General features: G+C 69.8%; 1 protein-coding gene and 1 pseudogene. Both read right to left on the reverse strand.

The genetic code is table 11. The features are described from left to right. Positions 1–2,939 (reverse strand): annotated as a pseudogene (locus ACFYOY_RS24555) (type I polyketide synthase); the annotation flags it as partial. Between the two features lie 99 nt (positions 2,940–3,038). Continuing rightward, the gene (locus tag ACFYOY_RS24560) at positions 3,039–20,102 is read right to left on the reverse strand and encodes a type I polyketide synthase (protein ID WP_388589602.1); all 17,064 of its coding nucleotides are present in this window, start codon (positions 20,100–20,102) and stop codon (positions 3,039–3,041) included. Between the last annotated feature and the right edge of the window lie 68 nt (positions 20,103–20,170).

Raw genomic sequence — 20,170 nt, forward strand, 5'->3', positions numbered from 1 at the left:
AGCACCAACGGCCCCTCCAACGTCAACTCCTCAACCACCCCACACCCCAACCGCAACCCCGCCTGCAACACCAACTCCACAAACCCCGTCCCCGGCAGCAACACCACACCGGAGAGGGCGTGATCAGCCAGCCAGGAGTGGGTGGCCAGGGACAGCCGACCGGTGAGCAGACAGCCGCCGGACTCGGGCAGCGCGACCGTGGCCCCGAGGAGGGGGTGGTCGAGCGCGCCCAGTCCCAGCGCGGAGGCGTCACCGTGGCCGGGCCGGGGGGTCAGCCAGTAACGCTCCCGCTGGAACGGGTAGGTCGGCAGTTCCACTCGTCGCGCCGCGCCGAAGGCCGCGGGCCAATCCACCCGTACGCCCTGCACATGCAGCCGCGCCATGGCCGAGAAGAACTGGGCGAGCCCGCCCTGGCCACGGCGCAGCGAGCCGGTGACCACCACCGACTCGCCGGAGGCGTCCGCCGTGTCCTGGATGCCCATGGTCAGGGCGGGGTGGGTGCTCGATTCCACGAAGACGCGGTGGCCGTCGGAGAACAGGGCCTGGAGCGCGCCCAGGAAATCGATGGGCTTGCGGGCGTTCCAGAACCAGTAGTCCGCGTCGAGTTCGCTGGTGTCCAGGAGTCCGCCGGTCACCGTGGAGTAGAACGGAACGGTGGACCGGCAGGGCGCCACGTCGGCCAGCAGGGCGAGCAGCCGTTCGCGCAGCGGTTCCACCTGAGGGCCGTGGGATGCCACGGTGGCGGGCACGACGCGGGCACGTACGCCGTCCGCCTCGCATGCGGCCACGAACTCCTGGAGACTGTCCGGGTCGCCGGCCACCGTGGCCGCCGCGGGCCCGTTCACCCCGGCCACCGCGAGGCGTTCGCCCCACGGCTCGATCCGGGCGGCCAGTTGTTCCGCCGGCAGGGCGACCGAGGCGATCGCACCGTTGCCCACCAGCGTTTCGGCGAACAGGCGGCTGCGCAACACCACTACCTTGGCCGCGTCCTCCAGCGACAGCGCCCCGGCCACACAGGCGGCCGCGATCTCGCCCTGGGAGTGGCCGACCACGGCGGAGGGAGTGATCCCGTAGGAGGACCACAGCTCGGCGAGGGACACCATCACGGTGAACAGAACCGGCTGGACGACCTCGATGAGGTCGAGCGAGGGCGCACCGGGCGCGGATCGCACCACGTCCTCGATGGACCAGTCGAGATGCGTCTCCAGTGCACGGGCGCACTGGGCGAACCGGCGGGCGAAGGCCGGGGAGGAGTCCAGCAGTTCCACGGCCATACCGGCCCACTGCGAGCCCTGTCCCGGAAAGACGAACACCACGCCGGTGTCGGGACCGGCCACTCCCTCCACCACGTTCGAGGCCGGCTCTCCGGCGGCCACCGCGGCAAGGCCGTTCAGCAGTTCCTGTGGGGTGGCTCCGATCACCACCGCGCGGTGGGACAGCGCCGAGCGGGTGGTGGCAAGGGTCCACCCGAGGTCGCTGGGGTCCGCTTCGGTGGCCACGGTGGCGAGTCGCGCCGCGAACGCGCGCAGACCGGCCTCGCCCTGGCCCGAGAGCATCCAGGGCACCGCCACCGGTTCGCTCCGGGGCGGATCGGTGCGCTCGGCCTCCGGTGCCTGCTCCAGGATCGCGTGTGCGTTGGTGCCGCTCACCCCGAAAGCGGACACTCCCGCCCTGCGTGGCCGGTCGGCCTCCGGCCAGGGAGTCCGCTCCGTGAGCACTCGCACCGCTCCTGCGGACCAGTCCACATGCGGGGTCGGCTCGTCCACGTGCAGGGTGCGCGGCAGCACACCGTGCCGCATGGCGAGCACCATCTTGATGACCCCGGCGACGCCCGCGGCGGCTTGGGTGTGGCCCAGGTTCGACTTGACCGATCCGAGCCACAGCGGCTGGTCCCGATCCTGACCGTAGGTGTCCAGCAGGGCCTGTGCCTCAATCGGGTCCCCGAGCCTGGTGCCGGTGCCGTGCGCCTCCACCACGTCGACATCGCCCGTGGACAGCTGGGCGTCGGACAGTGCCGCGCGGATGACCCGGCGCTGGGAGGGCCCGTTGGGCGCGGTCAGCCCGTTCGACGCGCCGTCCTGGTTGGCGGCGGTACCACGCACCACCGCCAGCACCGGGTGGCCGTGCCGCTCGGCGTCGGACAGCCGCTCCACCAGCAGCATCCCGGCGCCCTCGCCCCAGCCGGTGCCGTCCGCGCCCGCCGCGAACGCCTTGGACCGGCCGTCCGGCGCCAGCCCGCCCTGCTTGGACAGCTCGACGAAGGTGTTCGTCGTCGTCATCACCGTGACGCCGCCCGCCAGCGCCAGCTCGCACTCCCCGCTGCGCAGCGCCCGGACGGCCAGATGCAGGGCGATCAGCGAGGACGAGCACGCGGTGTCCACGGTGACCGTCGGCCCTTCGAGACCGAAGGCGTAGGCCACCCGTCCCGAGAGGACACTCGCCGCGCTGCCCGTGCCGAGGTGGCCTTGCACATCGTCCCGCGCCGCGCTGAGCAGCGTCGAGTAGTCCTGACCGTTGGTACCGATGAACACCCCGGTCAGGCTGCCCCGCACGGCGTCACGGTTGACGCCGGCCCGCTCGAACGCTTCCCAGGAAGTCTCCAGCATCAGCCGCTGCTGCGGGTCCATCGCGATGGCCTCCCGGGGGGATATCCCGAAAAGCGCCGCGTCGAAATCGGCAATGCCGTGGAGGAATCCGCCGTAGCGGGTGACCGACTTCCCGGCACCGCCCTCGGGGTCGTAGAGACCCTCCGTGTCCCAGCCACGGTCGACCGGGAATTCCGACACCGCGTCGCCACCGTCACGCACCAGGTCCCACAACGCCTCCGGCGTTGCGATGCCACCGGGGAAACGGCAGCTCATGCCGATGATCGCAATGGGCTCGTGGCTCTTCGCCTCGATGTCCTGCAAGCGCTGGCGGGTCTGCCGCAGATCCTTCGTGACCTCTTTGAGGTAATGACGAAGTTTCTCTTCATTCTCCACAGAACGGCCCTCTCAACGCGGTGCTGGACTCACTCGGAGTCGAACTCGACGGCGGATTCACGAGATACCGAATTCCTTGCCGAGAAGGTCGAACATCTCCTCGTCCGTCGCGGAATCCAGTTCAATGTCACGGTTGGCGGCCGCGCCCCAGTGGGACAGCAGGCTCTTGATCTTCGCGGCGACCTCGGCACCGGCCACGTCGCTCGGGGACAGGTCGGACAACACCGCTTCGAGCCGGTTCAGCTCGTCGAGCACGGACGTCGTATCGTCCTCGGTCTCGCCCTGGACGAGTTGGGCCCGGACATGGTCGGCGAGCGCCGCGGTGGTCGGATAGTCGAAGATGACCGACGCCGGGAACGGTACGCCGGTGGCGGTGGCCAGCCGGTTCCGCAGCTCCACCGCGGTGAGCGAGTCGAAGCCGACCTCCTGGAAGGTCCGCGAGGGGTCGACGGAGGCGGGCTTCACATGTCCCAGCACGGCCGCCACGTGGGTACGGACCAGTTCCAGCACCGCCCGATCGCGCTCGATCCGCGACATGTCCCGCAGCCGGGTGGCGAATTCCTCGACCGGTTCCACAGGAGAGGTGGGGATCGTCAGCAGTTCGCTCAGCAGCGGGCTCGGCCGTACGGCGGTGAACCGGGAGCCAAAGCTCGACCACTCCACGTCCGCGATCATCATCGTGGTCTCGTCCGCGACCAGTGACTGCTGAAGCGCGGCGATCGCCAGATCCGGGGGCATTCCAGGGAGCTGTCGCTGAGCCGCCCCCATTCCGCTGTCGGCCCAGGCTCCCCAGGCCACAGACGTGGCCACCAGTCCCTCGGCGCGGCGCCGCTGGGCCAGTCCGTCCAGAACGGCGTTGGCCGCCGCATAGCTCCCCTGGCCCGCATTGCCCAGCGTCCCCGCAGCCGACGAGAACAGCACAAAGGCATCCAGATCCCGACCCCGCGTCAACTCATCCAGATACCGCGCCCCCGCAACCTTGACCCGCATCACCTCCCGGATCCGCTCAGACGTCAACGACTCCAACACGCCGTCATCCAGCACACCCGCCGCGTGAACCACCACACGCAAATCCGCAATCCCCTCCACCAACGCCGCAACCTCTCCCCGATCAGCCACATCACACCCCACCACCGACACCACCGCACCCGACCCCTCCAACCCCGCCACCAACTCCGCGACGCCGGGTGCCTCGGCCCCCCGACGACTCGCCAACACAATCCGCTCCACGCCGGCCCCCGCCAGCCAACGCGCCACCTGACCGCCCAGCGCACCCGTACCCCCAGTGATCAAAGCAGCCCCACGGCCACGCCACTCGGCGGACGTGTCCGCCGCCGGTGTCACCCGGAGCAATCGGGCGCCCCACGCTCCGGCGGCACGGACCGCCACCTGGTCCTCCCCCGTCCCCCCGCTCAGAACCCGACACAGCCAGGCCCCGACACCCTCATCCACAACCGGCGGCAGATCGATCAACCCACCCCAACGATCCGGATGCTCCAATCCGATCACCCGGCCAAGCCCCCACAGCCCCGCCTGATCCGGATCCACCACATCCCCGTCGACCACCGAGACCGCACCCCGAGTAACACACCACAGCGGCGCAGTCGTACGCAGCGTCTGCAACAAGAGGACGGTCTCCTCGACGGGCAGCAACGACACCACACCCGCCACGGCAGGGACGGTCTCCGGCGCCGCGAGCTCTGCGACGTCTGCCACTGTCACCATCCGCACCTCGGCCCCCGCCGCACGCATCGCACCCATCAGGTCATCAGCGCCGCCGCCGGGGTCGACCACCAGCAGCCATGTGCCAGTGAGGACGGACTCCTCCGAGACCCCCGGAATCGGCGCCCACCCGAGCCGGTAACGCCAGCCGTCGATGACCGATTGCTCTTGCCGCACCCTTCGCCATGCCGCCAGTGCGGGCAGAGCCGCGCTGAGCGGCTGCCCGCCGTCGATACCGAACGAACCGAAATCCTCGCGCTCGACCGCATCCCAGAACGCCGCGTCAACGGCGCTGGTCGCCGACTGGACCAGGGACGGCTCCAGCCAGAACCGCTCACGCTGGAACGCATACGTCGGCAAATCAACCCGCCGAGCACCCGGGAACACCGCCGCCCAATCCACCTCCACACCCCGGAGGTGCAGCCCGCCCAAAGCGGCCATGACGGTAAGGGGCTCCGGGCGATCCGGACGCAGTACGGGCAGACCATCACCATCAGCCAGAGCGGACAACGTGCCATCGGGACCCAGCTCCAGGAAGGAACCGACACCCAGCCCACGAAGCGTCTCCAGCCCGTCGGCAAAGCGCACGGTCTCCCGCACATGACGCACCCAATACTCCGGCGAACACAACTCCTCACCCGCCACCACACCGGATACGTTCGACACCACCGGCAAGTTCGGGGCCCGGAACTCCACGGACCCCAGCACCTCACCGAACTCCGCCAGCATCCCGTCCATACGCGATGAATGAAACGCATGACTCACCCGCAACCACCGCGTCCGCACCCCCCGACCGATGAACACCTCCTCGACGGCACGAACCGCCTCCTCATCACCCGAGATGACGGTCGCCGCCGGGCCGTTGATCGCCGCCACGCTCACCCGGTCCTCGTAACCGGCCAGATGCGGAAGCACCTCAGCCTCCGCAGCCTGGAGAGAGACCATCGCGCCACCCTCGGGCAACGCCTGCATCAAACGACCCCGAGCAGCCACCACCCGCGCCGCATCCTCCAACGACCACACACCCGCCACACACGCCGCAGCCAACTCACCAACCGAATGACCCAGCAAATAGTCCGGCTTCACACCCCACGAGACCATCAGCCGATACAACGACACCTCAAGCGCAAACAAACCCGCCTGCGCATACACCGTCTCCCCCAACAACTCAGCGTCATCACCCCACACCACCTCACCCAAAGACCGCTCCAGATACCGGTCCAGCTCCCCACACACCTCATCCCACACCGCGGCAAACACCGGATACGCCTCATACAACCCACGCCCCATCCCCAACCGCTGCGACCCCTGACCCGCAAACACCACACCCAACCCACCGCCGACTGGAATCCCCACAACAACCGGCCCCTCCAAAGCCCCAAGGAGCCCCGCGCGATCCGCACCCACCACCACCGCACGATGCGACAACGCAGAACGAGCAGCCACCAACGACCACCCCACATCCGCGGAATCCAGATCCGGATTCCGCTCCGCGAAGGCTCGTAGCCGTACGGCCTGCGCTTGCAAACCGGCCTCGTCCCGGGCCGAGAACACCCAGGGAATCGCCGGGAGTTCGATCCGCTCCGGCCCGGGCTCAGGTTCGCCCGTCGTGTCGGGGGCCTGCTCCAGAATCACATGGGCGTTAGTACCGCTCGCCCCGAACGATGAGACTCCGGCGCGGCGGCGCCGTCCGGTCTCCGGCCATGCCGTCTGCTCGCCCAGGAGCCGCACCGCGCCGGTGGACCAGTCCACATGGGGAGTGGGCTCATCGATGTGGAGGCTCTGCGGCAGCACACCGTGGCGCATCGCCATCACCATCTTGATCACACCGGCCACACCCGCCGCCGCCTGCGTATGACCAATGTTCGACTTCACCGAGCCCAGCAACAGCGGCCGATCCGGCGCCCGGTCCTGACCGTAGGTGGCCAGCAACGCCTGCGCCTCGATCGGATCACCCAGCGTCGTCCCCGTACCGTGCGCCTCCACCGCGTCCACATCCACCGCCGACAAACGGGCATTCGCCAACGCCTGCCGGATCACCCGCTGCTGCGACGGACCATTCGGCGCCGTCAACCCATTCGACGCACCATCCTGATTCACCGCCGACCCCCGCACCACCGCCAACACCCGATGGCCGTTCCGCTCAGCATCAGACAACCGCTCCACCAACAGCAGCCCCACACCCTCCGACCAACCCGTCCCATCCGCACCAGCGGCAAAGGACTTGCACCGGCCATCGGCAGCCAGCCCGCCCTGACGCGAGAACTCCACAAAAACCTGCGGCGTCGCCAGTACGGTGACTCCGCCCGCGAGCGCCAGCGAGCATTCCCCCCGCCGCAGCGACTCGCTTGCCAGATGCAGTGCCACCAGCGACGACGAACACGCCGTGTCCACCGTCAGGGCAGGCCCCTCCAGACCGAACGTGTAGGCCAGCCGCCCGGACGCCACGCTGCCCGCGATGCCCGTGCCCCGATAGCCCTCGACGTCCTCTGGGACATCGGCGAGCCACGAGCCGTAGTCGTGGTACATCACGCCCGTGAAGACCCCGGTGCGGCTGCCTTTGAGCGTGTCGGGTGCGATTCCGGCCCGCTCGAACACCTCCCAGGCCGTCTCCAGCAGCAACCGCTGCTGCGGATCCATCGCCAGCGCCTCACGCGGCGAGATTCCGAAGAACCCGGCGTCGAACTCAGCGGCGTCATAGAGGAATCCGCCGTCTCGGGCGTACGAGGCACCGGCGCCGTCCTTGTGTCCGGCCAAGGTCGCCGGATCCCAACCCCGGTCCGTGGGCAGCACGGAGACCGCGTCAGTGGCCGAGTCGACCAGACGCCACAGATCCTCGGGAGACTCGACACCCCCGGGGAAGCGGCAGCTCATGCCCACGATCACAATCGGATCGTCGTCGACGGCCGGCAGCGGCGCGGTCGGGACAGCAGCGGGCAGGGAGCCCCATACCTCCGCCAGCACACGCTCGGCCAGCAGCTGGGGGGTGGGGTGATCGAAGACGGCGGTGGCGGGCAGCCGTACGCCGGTGGCCGCGCTGATCCGGTTGCGCAGTTCCACCGCGGTCAGCGAGTCGAAGCCGATTTCCTGGAAGGTCCGCGCGGTGTCGATGGACTCCGCAGAGACGTGGCCGAGGACACCGGCCACGTGTTCCTGCACCAGGCCCACGACCCGGTGCTGCCTTTCGGCTTCTGTCGCCCCGGCGAGTTGGTGCCGTAGCCCGGCGGGGGTGCCTCCGGTCCCCACTGCCCTACGGACGGGGGCGGTGACCAGGCCGCTCAGGATCGACGGCAATGTGCCCGCAGCAGCCTGTTCCCGCAGCGCCGGCATGTTCAGGGGCGTGGCCAGCACCATCGCCTCATCGGCGGCGAGCGCCGCGTCGAACAGCTCGAGTCCTTGTTTGCTGCTGATGCTCGTCCCCACGGACCGGGAGATCCTCGACAGTTGCACCTCGGCCAGATCGGTGGTCAGTTCGCTGCGTTCTTCCCAGAACCCCCACGCAATCGACACCCCCGGCAGGCCCTGCGCCCTCCGATGAGCAGCCAACGCATCCAGAAACCCGTTCGCCGCCGCATAACTCCCCTGACCCGCATTCCCCAACACCCCCGCCGCCGACGAAAACAACACAAACGCCGACAGATCCAACCCACACGTCAACTCATGCAAATACCAAGCCCCCAACGCCTTCGGCCCCAACACCCCGACCAACCGCTCCCCATCCAAAGAACCAACCACCCCGTCATCCACCACACCCGCCGCATGCACCACCACCCGCAACCCCTCAATCGACCCCACCAACTCCGCCACCGCACCCCGATCCCCCACATCACACGCCACCACCCGCACCCGCGCACCCAACCCCTCCAACCCCGCAACCAAACCCCCAACACCCGGCGCACCCCACCCCCGACGACTCACCAACACCACCTCATCCACGCCATACACCGACACCAAATGACGCGCCACCAAACCACCCAACAACCCCGTCCCACCCGTCACCAACGCCACGCCACCACCCAATCCGGCAACCTCACCGCCACTACCTAGAGCGCCACTCACACCAGCACCACCCACACCCACCAAACGCGGCACCCACACCCGACCCCCACGCACCGCAACCTCCGGCTCACCCAGCCCCACCACATCCGGAACCACACCCCCAAACCCATCCACACCCTCATCAACATCCACCAGCACAAACCGCCCCGGATGCTCCGACTGCGCCGACCGCACCAACCCCCACACCGCACCACCACCCACATCCTCCACACCCTCACCACCCACAGACACCGCACCCCGCGTCACCACCACCAACCGCGAACCCCCGAACCGCTCCTCCCTCACCCACAACCGCAAAACCTCCAACACACCCACCACATCAACCCCCGACAACACCACACACCCCGGCACCACCCCGCCCAAAGCCACCTCACCCCACTCCACAAACGACCCCACCCCACACACGCCCACATCCACCCACTCCACCCGATACAGCGCATCGCGGTTGCCGACCCGGGCGTCAGCGAGCTGTCCCTCCGGAACGGGCCGGAGCACCAGGGAGTCCACCGACAGGACCGCCTCACCCGCCTCACCGGTCACCCTCAGCGACACTGCGTCCGGACCGGCGGGCGCCAGCGCCATCCGGACGGCGGACGCGCCGACGGCGTGCAGCCTGACGCCGTTCCAGGAGAACGGGAGATACGCCCCGCCGTCGTCGGTGATCAGGCCGCCTAGTCCAACGCCGTGCAGCCCGGCATCGAGCAGAGCGGGATGTATCGCGCAGCGAGCCGCATCATCTCTCGCCTCCTCCGGTACCACCGCCTCGACGAAGAGCTCGTCTCCCCGGCGCCAGGCATCCCGCACCCCCTGGAACACCGGCCCATACGCATACCCCCGCTCCGCCAACGCCCCGTAAACCCCCTCCACCCCAACCCGCTCCGCACCCACCGGCGGCCACACCTCCACAGCCGACACCTCACCACCCGCCACCCCCACCACACCCACCGCATGCCGAACCCACTCACCCTCCCGACACGAAAACACCGACACCGAGCGGCGGCCCCCCTCACCCACACCACCCACCGAAACCTGAACCTCCACCTCACCCCGCTCCGGAAGCACCAACGGCCCCTCCAACGTCAACTCCTCAACCACCCCACACCCCAACCGCAACCCCGCCTGCAACACCAACTCCACAAACCCCGTCCCCGGGAACAGGACCACACCGGATACCGAGTGTTCCGCCAACCACGGCTGACCGGCCAGCGAGAGCACACCGGTGAGCAGCGCACCTCCGGAATCGGGCAAGGGCACCACCGCACCCACGAGAGGGTGGTCGACTTCGGCCGAGCCGGGTGTCGACCGGAGGGAAGCCGCCCAGAAGCGCCGACGCTGGAAGGCGTAGGTCGGCAGGTCGATGGCGTGCGCGTCCAGCCCGGCGAACGCCGCCCGCCACTCGACCGCGACACCCCGGACATGCAACCGGGCCAGCGCGGTGAGGAAGGAGACCAGGCCGCCATCGTCGCGGCGCAGCGATCCGGTAGTGATGATCGGGGTATCGGTGGCGTCTGCGGTGTCCTGGATGCCGATGGTCAGCACCGGATGCGGGCTGGCCTCGACGAACACCGTGTGCCCAAGCTCCAGCAGGCCCTCGATCGTGCCCTGGAACTCCACGGTCTCGCGCAGATTCCGGTACCAGTACCCGGCATCCAGCCCCGCGGTATCCAGCACCCGCCCGGTCACCGTCGAATAGAACGGAACCCGCCCACTACGCGGCTCCACGCCCGCCAGCGCCTCCGCCAGCTCTTCCCGTATCTCCTCCACCTGCACCGAATGCGAGGCGTAATCCACCGGAATCCGCTTGGCCTCCGGAAACTCCGCCAGCACGGCGTCCAGCACCTCAACCGCACCCGACACCACCGTCGACGCCGGACCATTCACCGCCGCCACCGACAACCCGGGGCGGTCACGGAGCCGGTCGGCGGACAGCGGGACGGACACCATCCCACCCCGACCCGACAAGGCAAGCAGCGCCTTGCTCCGCAGCACCACCACCCGCGCCCCATCCGCCAGCGACAGACCACCCGCCACACACGCCGCCGCGATCTCACCCTGCGAATGACCCACCACCGCCGACGGCACCACACCGTACGAACGCCACAACTCCGCCAACGACACCATCACCGCCCACAACACCGGCTGCACCACATCCACCCGGCCCAGCGCCACCTCATCACCCAACACATCGAACAACGACCACTCCACCAACGGAGCCAGCACATCCGCACACTCGCCCAACCGCCCCGCGAACACCGCCGAAGACTCAGCCAACTCCAGCGCCATCCCCACCCACTGCGACCCCTGACCCGGGAAGACGAACACCACGCCACGATCCGCCCCGACCGCGCCGGTGACCTCCGCCGCGTCCAACCCACGTCGCAGTGTGGCGAGGTCCATGCCCACGACGACGGTGCGATGTGGCAGCAACGCACGCGTTGATGCCAACGACCAGCCCACGTCCACCGGGTCAAGCGCGGGATGGTCGTCGACGAAGGTCCGCAATTGTTCGATCTGCGCCCGCAGACCCGCCTCGCTCGCGCCCGAGAGCACCCAGGGCACCGCCACCGGCTCGACGCGATCCTGCCTGCTCTCGGCCGCCCCCTGCGGTGCCTGCTCCAGGATGACGTGGGCGTTGGTACCGCTCACTCCGAAGGCCGACACCCCGGCTCGACGCGGTCGGTCTTCCCACGGCCACTCGGCCGGCTCGGTGAGCAACTCCACCGCGCCGATGGACCAATCCACCTTCGGTGTCGGCTCATCCACATGCAGCGTTCGCGGCAGCACCCCGTGCCTCAGCGCCATCACCATTTTGATCACACCGGCCACACCCGCCGCAGCCTGCGTATGACCAATATTCGACTTCAACGACCCCAACCACAACGGCCGACCAGGATCCCGACCCTGACCGTACGTGGCCAACAACGCCTGAGCCTCGATCGGATCACCCAGCGTCGTCCCCGTACCGTGCGCCTCCACCGCATCCACATCCACCGCCGACAAACGAGCATTCGCCAACGCCTGCCGAATCACCCGCTGCTGCGACGGACCATTCGGCGCCGTCAGCCCATTCGACGCACCATCCTGATTCACCGCCGAACCCCGCACCACCGCCAACACCCGATGCCCAAGACGCTCCGCATCAGACAGCCGCTCCACGAGCACCATGCCCACGCCCTCGCCCCACCCCGTGCCGTCCGCCGCCCCGGCGAACGCCTTGCACCGACCATCCGGGGCCAGCCCGCGCTGGCGCGAGAACTCCACGAAAGTGCTGGGCGTCGCCATCACCGTCACGCCGCCCGCAAGCGCCAGCGAACACTCGCCCCGCCGCAGCGCCTCACTCGCCAGATGCAACGCCACCAGCGACGACGAACACGCCGTGTCCACGGTCAGGGCGGGGCCCTCCAGACCCAGCGCGTAGGCGATACGACCGGACATCACGCTGGTCGCCGCACCGGTCAGGGCATACCCTTCGTCCGATGCCGAGGGATAGCCCTGGGCCCAGCCGCCGATGAAGACACCGGTCCTGCTGGATCGCAGGGAGGTCGGCGCCATCCTGGCGCGCTCGAGGACCTGCCACGCCGACTCCAGCAGCAGTCGCTGCTGGGGATCCATCGCCAGCGCCTCACGCGGGGAGATGCCGAAGAGTTCCGGGTCGAACTCCGCGGCGTCGTAGAGGAATCCGCCGGTACGCGCATAGCTGGTGCCGGGCCGGTCCGGATCCGGGTCGTACAGCGCGTCCGTGTCCCAGCCGCGGTCGTCAGGGAAGTCGCAGAGCACTTCCCGGCCCTCGCTGACGACCCGCCACAAATCCTCGGGGGATTGGATGTCTCCCGGGAAGCGGCAGCTCATCGCGATGATGGCGATCGGCTCGTCGAATGCCACCGCGCCGACGGGCACAGCCTCCTCGGCGGAGGGCACCGCGAGGGAGCCCGACCGGTCGCCGAGCAGTTCCGAGCACAGCAGGTCGGCAACCGCCCGACAGCTCGGGTGGTCGAACAACAAGGTGGCCGGGAGACGCAGTCCGGTACTCGTGTTCAGCCGGGTCCGCAGCTCGACCGCCGTCAGCGAGTCGAAGCCCAGTTGCCGGAAGGGCGCCGTCGGGTCGATCGCCACCGGGTCGCGATGTCCCAGGAGTTCGGCAGCATGCTCCCGCACCAGATCCACCAGCATCCGGTCCTGATCGGCCACGGGCACCCCGGCCAGTCGCCTCCGCAATCCGGCGCGGTCGCCTGCCACCGCCAGGGTGCCGAAGCTCTTTCGCAGCTGTGGCAGTTCGCTCAGCAGGGGGCTGGGCCGACCGGCCATGAAGGCCGGGCCGAAGGTCTCCCAGTCGACGTCCGCGATGACCGGGCAGGGCTCGTCCGATCCGACGACGTGGCGCAGCGCGGCGACGGCCGACTCCGGCCGCATCGGGCGCAGGCCGATGCGGCTCAGCCGCTCCTCGTCCTCGGGCGCGAGGCTGCCACCCCAGGTGCCCCAGCCGATCGAGGTGGCCGGTAGGCCGCGTGCCCGGCGCCGCTGTGCCAAACCGTCGAGCAGGGCGTTCGCCGCCGCGTAACCGGCCTGGCCGGCGCCGCCCCAGACGGCCGCTGCCGAGGAGAAGAGGACGAACGCCTCAAGCGACGCGTGCTCGAGCAGCTCGTCCAGGTGCAGGGCGCCGGTGACCTTGGCGTCGAAGACGGCGGCGTACTCGTCGAGATCCGCGTCCATCGCACCGCCGAACCGCACGGTTCCCGCGAGATGGACCACGGCGGTGAGGTCCGGCACCGACGCCAGCACCTCGGCGAGGGCGGCCCGGTCGGTTACATCGCAGGCCGTCATGGTCACTCGTACGCCGAGCGCGGTCAGTTCGTCTTCCAGCGCGACCGCCCCCGGAGCCTGCGGGCCACGACGGCCGAGCAACACCAGGTGCTCCGCGCCGGCTTGCGCCAGCCACCGTGCCACCTGTGCACCCAGCGCACCGGTACCTCCGGTGATCAGGACCGTGCCGTGCGGGCGCCATGCGTCGGCCGGTCCGGTCGTGGACGCCGGTTCCAGCCGTCGGCCCAGGGCCGCCGAAGGCCGCACCGCGACCTGGTCCTCGCCGACCGTCTCGGCGAGCACGGCGACGAACCTCCGTGCCACCTGTGCGTCCCACTGTGTGGGCAGGTCGATCAGCCCGCCCCAGTGCCCGGATCGCTCCAACCCGGCCACCCGTCCGAACCCCCAGACCGCCGCCTGGGCGGGGTTCGGTTCCGGATCCCCCGGCAGGGCCGCGACGGCCGACCGGGTGACACACCACAGCGGAGCCTCGACCTCGGCGGCGGTGAGCGCAGACAGCAGCTCGACGGTGTGCGCCATCCCCTGGGGCAGGGCCCGATGGGTCGGATGCGGACGCTCGTCGAGGGCCAGGAACGAGACGACACCGGAGATCTCATCGGACCCCAGCACATCCGTCAGCAGCCCGGTCAGGCTCTGACGCTCCGCGTCGTACGGCACCTGGAGGGTACGGACCCGCGCGCCACCCCGCTCGGCCGGCGCCCGGGCGCCCGCCATGGCCCACTCGTCTCCTTCGGGGACCACCGCCAGCCATGTGCCCGGCAGGGTGGGGGTGTCCATTCCGGGCAGTGGCTTCCAGGCGATCCGGTATCGCCACGCGGCCACGGCGGACTCGGCAGTGTCCGCGCCAAGCCAGAACCGCTCCCGTTGGAAGGCGTACGTCGGCAGCTCGACGGGCGAGACACCGGCGAAGAGCGGTCGCCAGTCGATCCGGACACCGCGCACATGGAGTTCGGCCAGGTGGCTCAGGAAACGCTCGATCGTGCCGTCGTCGCGGCGCAGTGATCCGGTGGTAATGATCGGGGTGTCGGTGGCGTCGGCGGTGTCCTGGATGCTGATGGTCAGCACCGGATGCGGGCTGGCCTCGACGAACACCGTGTGACCCTGGCGTATAAGGGTCTCAACGGTGCCCTGGAACTCCACGGTCTCGCGCAGATTCCGATACCAGTACCCGGCATCCAGCCCCGCGGTGTCCATCAGCCGTCCGGTCACCGTCGAATAGAACGGAACCCGCCCACTACGCGGCTCCACGCCCGCCAGAGCCTCCGCCAGCTCTCCTTGGATCTCCTCCACCTGCACCGAATGCGAGGCGTAATCCACCGGAATCCGCTTGGCCTCCGGGAACTCCGCCAGCACCGCATCCAGCACCTCAACTACCCCCGACACCACCGTCGACGCCGGACCATTCACCGCCGCCACCGACAACCCCGGACGATCCCGCAGCCGATCGGCAGACACCGGGACGGACACCATCCCACCCCGACCCGACAGAGCCGCCAGCGCCTTGCTCCGCAAGGCCACCACCCGCGCCCCATCCGCCAGCGACAGACCACCCGCCACACACGCCGCCGCGATCTCACCCTGCGAATGACCCACCACCGCCGACGGCACCACACCGTACGAACGCCACAACTCCGCCAACGACACCATCACCGCCCACAACACCGGCTGCACCACATCCACCCGGCCCAGCGCCACCTCATCACCCAGCACATCGAACAGCGACCACTCCACCAGCGGAGCCAGTGCATCGGCACATTCACGCATCCGCCCCGCGAACACCGGCGAGGACTCCATCAACTCCAACGCCATCCCGGCCCACTGCGACCCCTGACCCGGGAAGACGAACACCACGTCTCCGGATGCTCCGGTGCCCCGTACCACTCCGGGCGCGGGCATCCCGTCCGCCACCGCGTCCACACCGCTCAGCAACTCGTCGCAGTCAGCCCCCACGACCACCGCGCGGTGCGACAACGTCGTACGTGTCGATGCCAGCGACCATCCCACCTCTGCCGGGATGGGACGGGGACCGCGCGTCAGGAAGGCGCGGAGCCGCTCGGCCTGCGCCCGTAGCCCCGCCTCGCCCTGCCCCGACAACACCCAGGCGACTGGCGTGGCTGGGGGGCCACCTTCCCCGATGAGATCGGTCGACCGGGCCGTCTCCGGGGCTTGCTCCAGGATGACGTGAGCATTGGTGCCGCTCACTCCGAACGACGAGACGCCCGCTCGGCGCAGACCACCGCTCGTGGGCCACGGCTTTGCCTCGGTGAGCAACTCGACCCGCCCGCCGGACCAGTCGACGTGTGGCGACGGCGCATCCACATGCAGCGTCTTGGGCAACGCGGCATGCCGGATCGCCATCACCATCTTGATCACACCGGCCACACCCGCCGCCGCCTGCGTATGACCGATATTGGACTTCACCGAGCCCAGCAGCAGTGGCCGATCCGGCGCCCGGTCCTGACCGTAGGTGGCCAGCAACGCCTGCGCCTCGATCGGATCACCCAGCGTCGTCCCCGTACCGTGCGCCTCCACCGCGTCCACATCCAGAGTGGACAAACGGGCATTCGCCAACGCCTGACGGATCACCCGCTGCTGCGACGGACCATTCGGCGCCGTCAACCCATTCGACGCACCATCCTGATTCACCGCCGAACCCCGCACCACCGCCAACACCCGATGGCCGTTCCGCTCAGCATCAGACAACCGCTCGACCACCAGCATCCCGGCGCCTTCGGCCCACCCTGTGCCGTCCGCCGCCGCCGCGAACGCCTTGCACCGCCCGTCCGCGGCCAGCCCCCGCTGGCGGGAGAACTCCACGAACATCGCCGGTGTGGCCATCACCGTCACTCCGCCCGCCAAGGCCAGCGAGCACTCGCCCGCCCTCAGCGACTGCACTGCGAGATGCAATGCCACCAGCGACGATGAGCATGCCGTGTCCACGGTGACCGCCGGACCTTCGAGGCCCAGGGTGTAGGACACCCGGCCCGAGGCCACGCTCGCCGCGGTTCCGGTCAGCCGATAGCCCTCGGCCGCGTCTCCGGCATCCGCCGCGTAGCCGGCCGACGAGGCTCCGATGAACACACCTGTGCCGCTGCCCTTGAGGTGCCCCGCGGGAATTCCCGCCTGTTCCAGCGCCTCCCAAGCCGTCTCCAGCAGCAGCCGCTGCTGCGGGTCCATCGCCGCGGCCTCGCGTGGGGAGATGCCGAAGAACCCCGCGTCGAACTCGGCCGCGTCGTACAGGAATCCGCCGTCGCGTGCGTACGAGGTACCGGGGTGGTCGGGGTCGGGATGGTAGAGGCCATCGAGGTCCCAGCCCCGGTCGGACGGAAAGCCGGAGATGGCGTCCTCGCCGTCGGCCACGATCCGCCAGAGATCCTCCGGCGAGTGCACCCGGCCGGGGAACCGGCAGCCCATCCCCACGATCACCACCGGATCGCCACTGTCGGGCGTCGGATCCGTCGCGGGCACGGTCCGCTCATCCACCCCGCCGTGGAGCCTGCGGTGCAGATGCTCGGCGAGTGCGGCGGGCGTCGGATAGTCGAACAACAGGGTGCTGGGCAGCGGGAGGGCGGTCGCCTCGCCGAGCCGTTCGCACAGCTCGACGGCGGTGATCGAGTCGAACCCCAGTTGCTTGAAGGTTCGCTCGGCACCGATGGCCGCCACCGACTCGTACCCGAGCACAACGGCCGCGTGCGCCCGGACCATGCCGAGCACCTCGCCACCGCTCTGGCCCAGGTCCGAACCCTCCGGCCCGGAGGCGACCTCAGGCCCGGAAGTGTTCTCAGGCCCGGAAGTGTTCTCAGCCTGGGAGATGACCGCAGGTCCGGAGGTGACCGCAGGCGCGGGCGTGGCCCCGCCCCCGGGGCCGGACGCGGAAAACCAGTACGACTGCCGCTGGAAGGCGTACGTGGGCAGCGGGATCCGCCGTCCACCGGACACCAGCGGGTCCCATGCCACCTCGGCACCGGCGACATACAGCTCGGCCAGCGCGGTGACCAGGGCCAGTGGCTCGGAGCGGTCCCGGCGGAGCGTGCCCACCAGCGTCCCGGGCCTGGTCAGGCAGTCGCGGGCCAGAGTGGTGAGCGCCTTGTCCGGGCCCAGCTCCACGATGGTGGTGACGCCTTCGCCTTCCAGCGCGCGGATGCCGTCCAGGAACCGTACGGTCCGGCGGACATGCCGTACCCAGTACTCGGGGGAACACAGCTCTTCCGCCGTGGCACGGCTGCCGGTCACATTCGATATGAGCGGTATCCGCGGCGGCCGGTACGTGAGGCTCTCGGCGATATGGCGAAGCTCGTCGAGGATGGGGTCCAGATGCGGCGAATGGAAGGCGTGGCTGGTCCGGAGCCGCTTCGTTCTGCGTCCGCGGTGGGTCCACTCCGCCGCGAGGTCGAGTACGGCGCGCTCATCCCCCGAGATCACCGTGGCGGACGGTCCGTTGACCGCGGCCACGCAGATCCGGGGGCTGTCGTCCGATGCCTCGCCCGTCATGAGCGTCCGGGTGACCTCGTCCTCGGTCGCTTCGAGCAAGACCATGGCGCCCGGTTCCGCCACGGCCTGCATCAGCCGGCCGCGGGCGGCGACGAAGGCGGCGGCGTCCGCCAGCGACAGCACACCGGCGACATGGGCGGCGCTCACTTCGCCGAGGGAGTGGCCGATCAGCACGTCCGGTACGAGCCCGAAGTCCTCGAGAAGCCGGAAGAGCGCCACTTCCACCGCGAAGAGTCCGGCCTGGGCATACACCGTCTGGTCGAGCAGCTGGGCGTCGTCGCCGTGGATGACATCCCGAAGGGGCCGGTCCAGGTGTGCGTCCAGCGCCGTGCACACGGCGTCCAGCGCATCAGCGAACACGGGGAAGGCGGCGCTGAGTTCGCGTCCCATGCCGAGACGCTGGGATCCCTGGCCGGCGAAGGCGAAGGCGAGCCTTCCCGCCCTCGCCGTGCCGGTCACCAGGCCGGGAGCCGTGCCGCCTTCCGCGAGCGTGTCCAGGCCGGGTGCCGCGTCGGTGGCCTCCCCGGCGATGAGTACCGCGCGGTGTTCGAAGGTGGTTCGGGTGGTGGCGAGGGAGAAGGCGAGGTCGGTGAGGTTCGGCGACCGCTCCACATACGGCCGTAGCCGCATCGCCTGGTCCCGGAGCGCGGCCGCGGTCGTCGCCGACAGCGCAAGCGGGACCGGGATGGAGACAGGGAGCGGGGCCGGGGCCGGGGTCTGGCTCGGGAGGGCCCCGGGCTCCGGGTGGGCGGAAGCGTGGGAGGGGGCCTGGGCGGGTGGTTCGGCAAGCACCACATGGCAGTTGGTGCCGCCCATTCCGAACGAGCTGACGCCGGCGATCAGGCGGTGGTCTGCCTTCGGCCACTCCCCCGGTGCCAGGCGCATTTCCAGGTTGAGCTCGCCGAGGGGGATGCGGGGATTGGGCGTGCGGTGATGGAGAGTGGCCGGCAGCTGACGGTGGTGGATGGCCAGTGCCGTCTTCAGCAGTCCGGCGATACCGGCGGCGGCTTCAAGGTGGCCGATGTTGGTCTTCACCGACCCCAGCTGCACCGGCCCCGTGCCGGTCCGGCCGAAGACGGCGCCCAGGGCCGCCGCCTCCGCCGGGTCGCCCAGCGCCGTTCCCGTGCCGTGCAGTTCCACGTACTGCACGGCGCCGGGTGAGACCGCGGCCCGCTGCTGGGCCAGCCGGAGCACTCCTTGCTGACCGCGGGGGTCGGGGGCGGTGAGCGACGTACCGCCGCCGTCGTTGTTGACCGCGCTGCCCTCGATCACGCAGTAGACGGTGTCGCCGTCGGCGAGGGCGTCGGACAGCGGTTTCAGGACGACGATGCCACCGCCCTCGCCCCGCACATAGCCATTGGCGCGGGCGTCGAAGGTGAAGCAGCGACCGTCCGGGGAGAGGGCGCCGAACGCGGCGATATCGGCGGCGGTTTCCGCGGAGAGGTTCAGGTTCACCCCGCCCGCCAGCGCGAGCCGTGACTCGCCGCGACGCAGGCTCTCCACCGCCATATGCACCGCGACCAGGGAGGACGCCTGGGCCGCGTCGACGGTCACGCTGGGACCGCTCAGGCCGAGCACATGGGAGAGCCGGTTCGCGATCATGCCGCGCTGGACGCCGGTCAGCGTGTGGTGCGAGCGGCCGCGGGCGCTGATCAGCGAGGCGTAGTCGGCGGACCCGGCGCCGATGAACGCGCCGACGGTGGCTCCCCGCAGGGTGGCGGGCACGATGCCCGCGTCCTCCAGCCCTTCCCATCCCAGCTCCAGTATCAGCCGCTGCTGGGGGTCCATCGTCACGGCTTCGCGTGGCGAGATGCCGAAGAACGCGGGGTCGAAACGGTCGACGTCGTCGATGAAGCCGCCGTGGCGGATGGCGGGCGGCATGGAGCCGTCGTCGGTCCACCGCCCGGCGGGCACCTCGCTGATCGCCGAGACGCCCTCGCTCAGCAGCCGCCAGAACGCCTCGGGGTCGGGTGCCTGCGGAAAGCGGCAGGACATTCCGACAACGGCGATTGCCTCGTCCGGTTCCATGGTGTTCCTCGGGGCGGAGTCGTCTGCGGGACGGTCTGCCGGACCGTTCGCCGGATCACCTGCGGGAC

The organism is Streptomyces sp. NPDC007875, from assembly GCF_042868035.1.
GTDB lineage: Bacteria > Actinomycetota > Actinomycetes > Streptomycetales > Streptomycetaceae > Streptomyces > Streptomyces antimycoticus.

What these genes read in the sequence shown, in the direction of transcription:
- ACFYOY_RS24560 (WP_388589602.1), bottom strand. Translation starts at nt 20,102, where the DNA reads ATGGAACCGGACGAGGCAATCGCCGTTGTCGGAATGTCCTGCCGCTTT.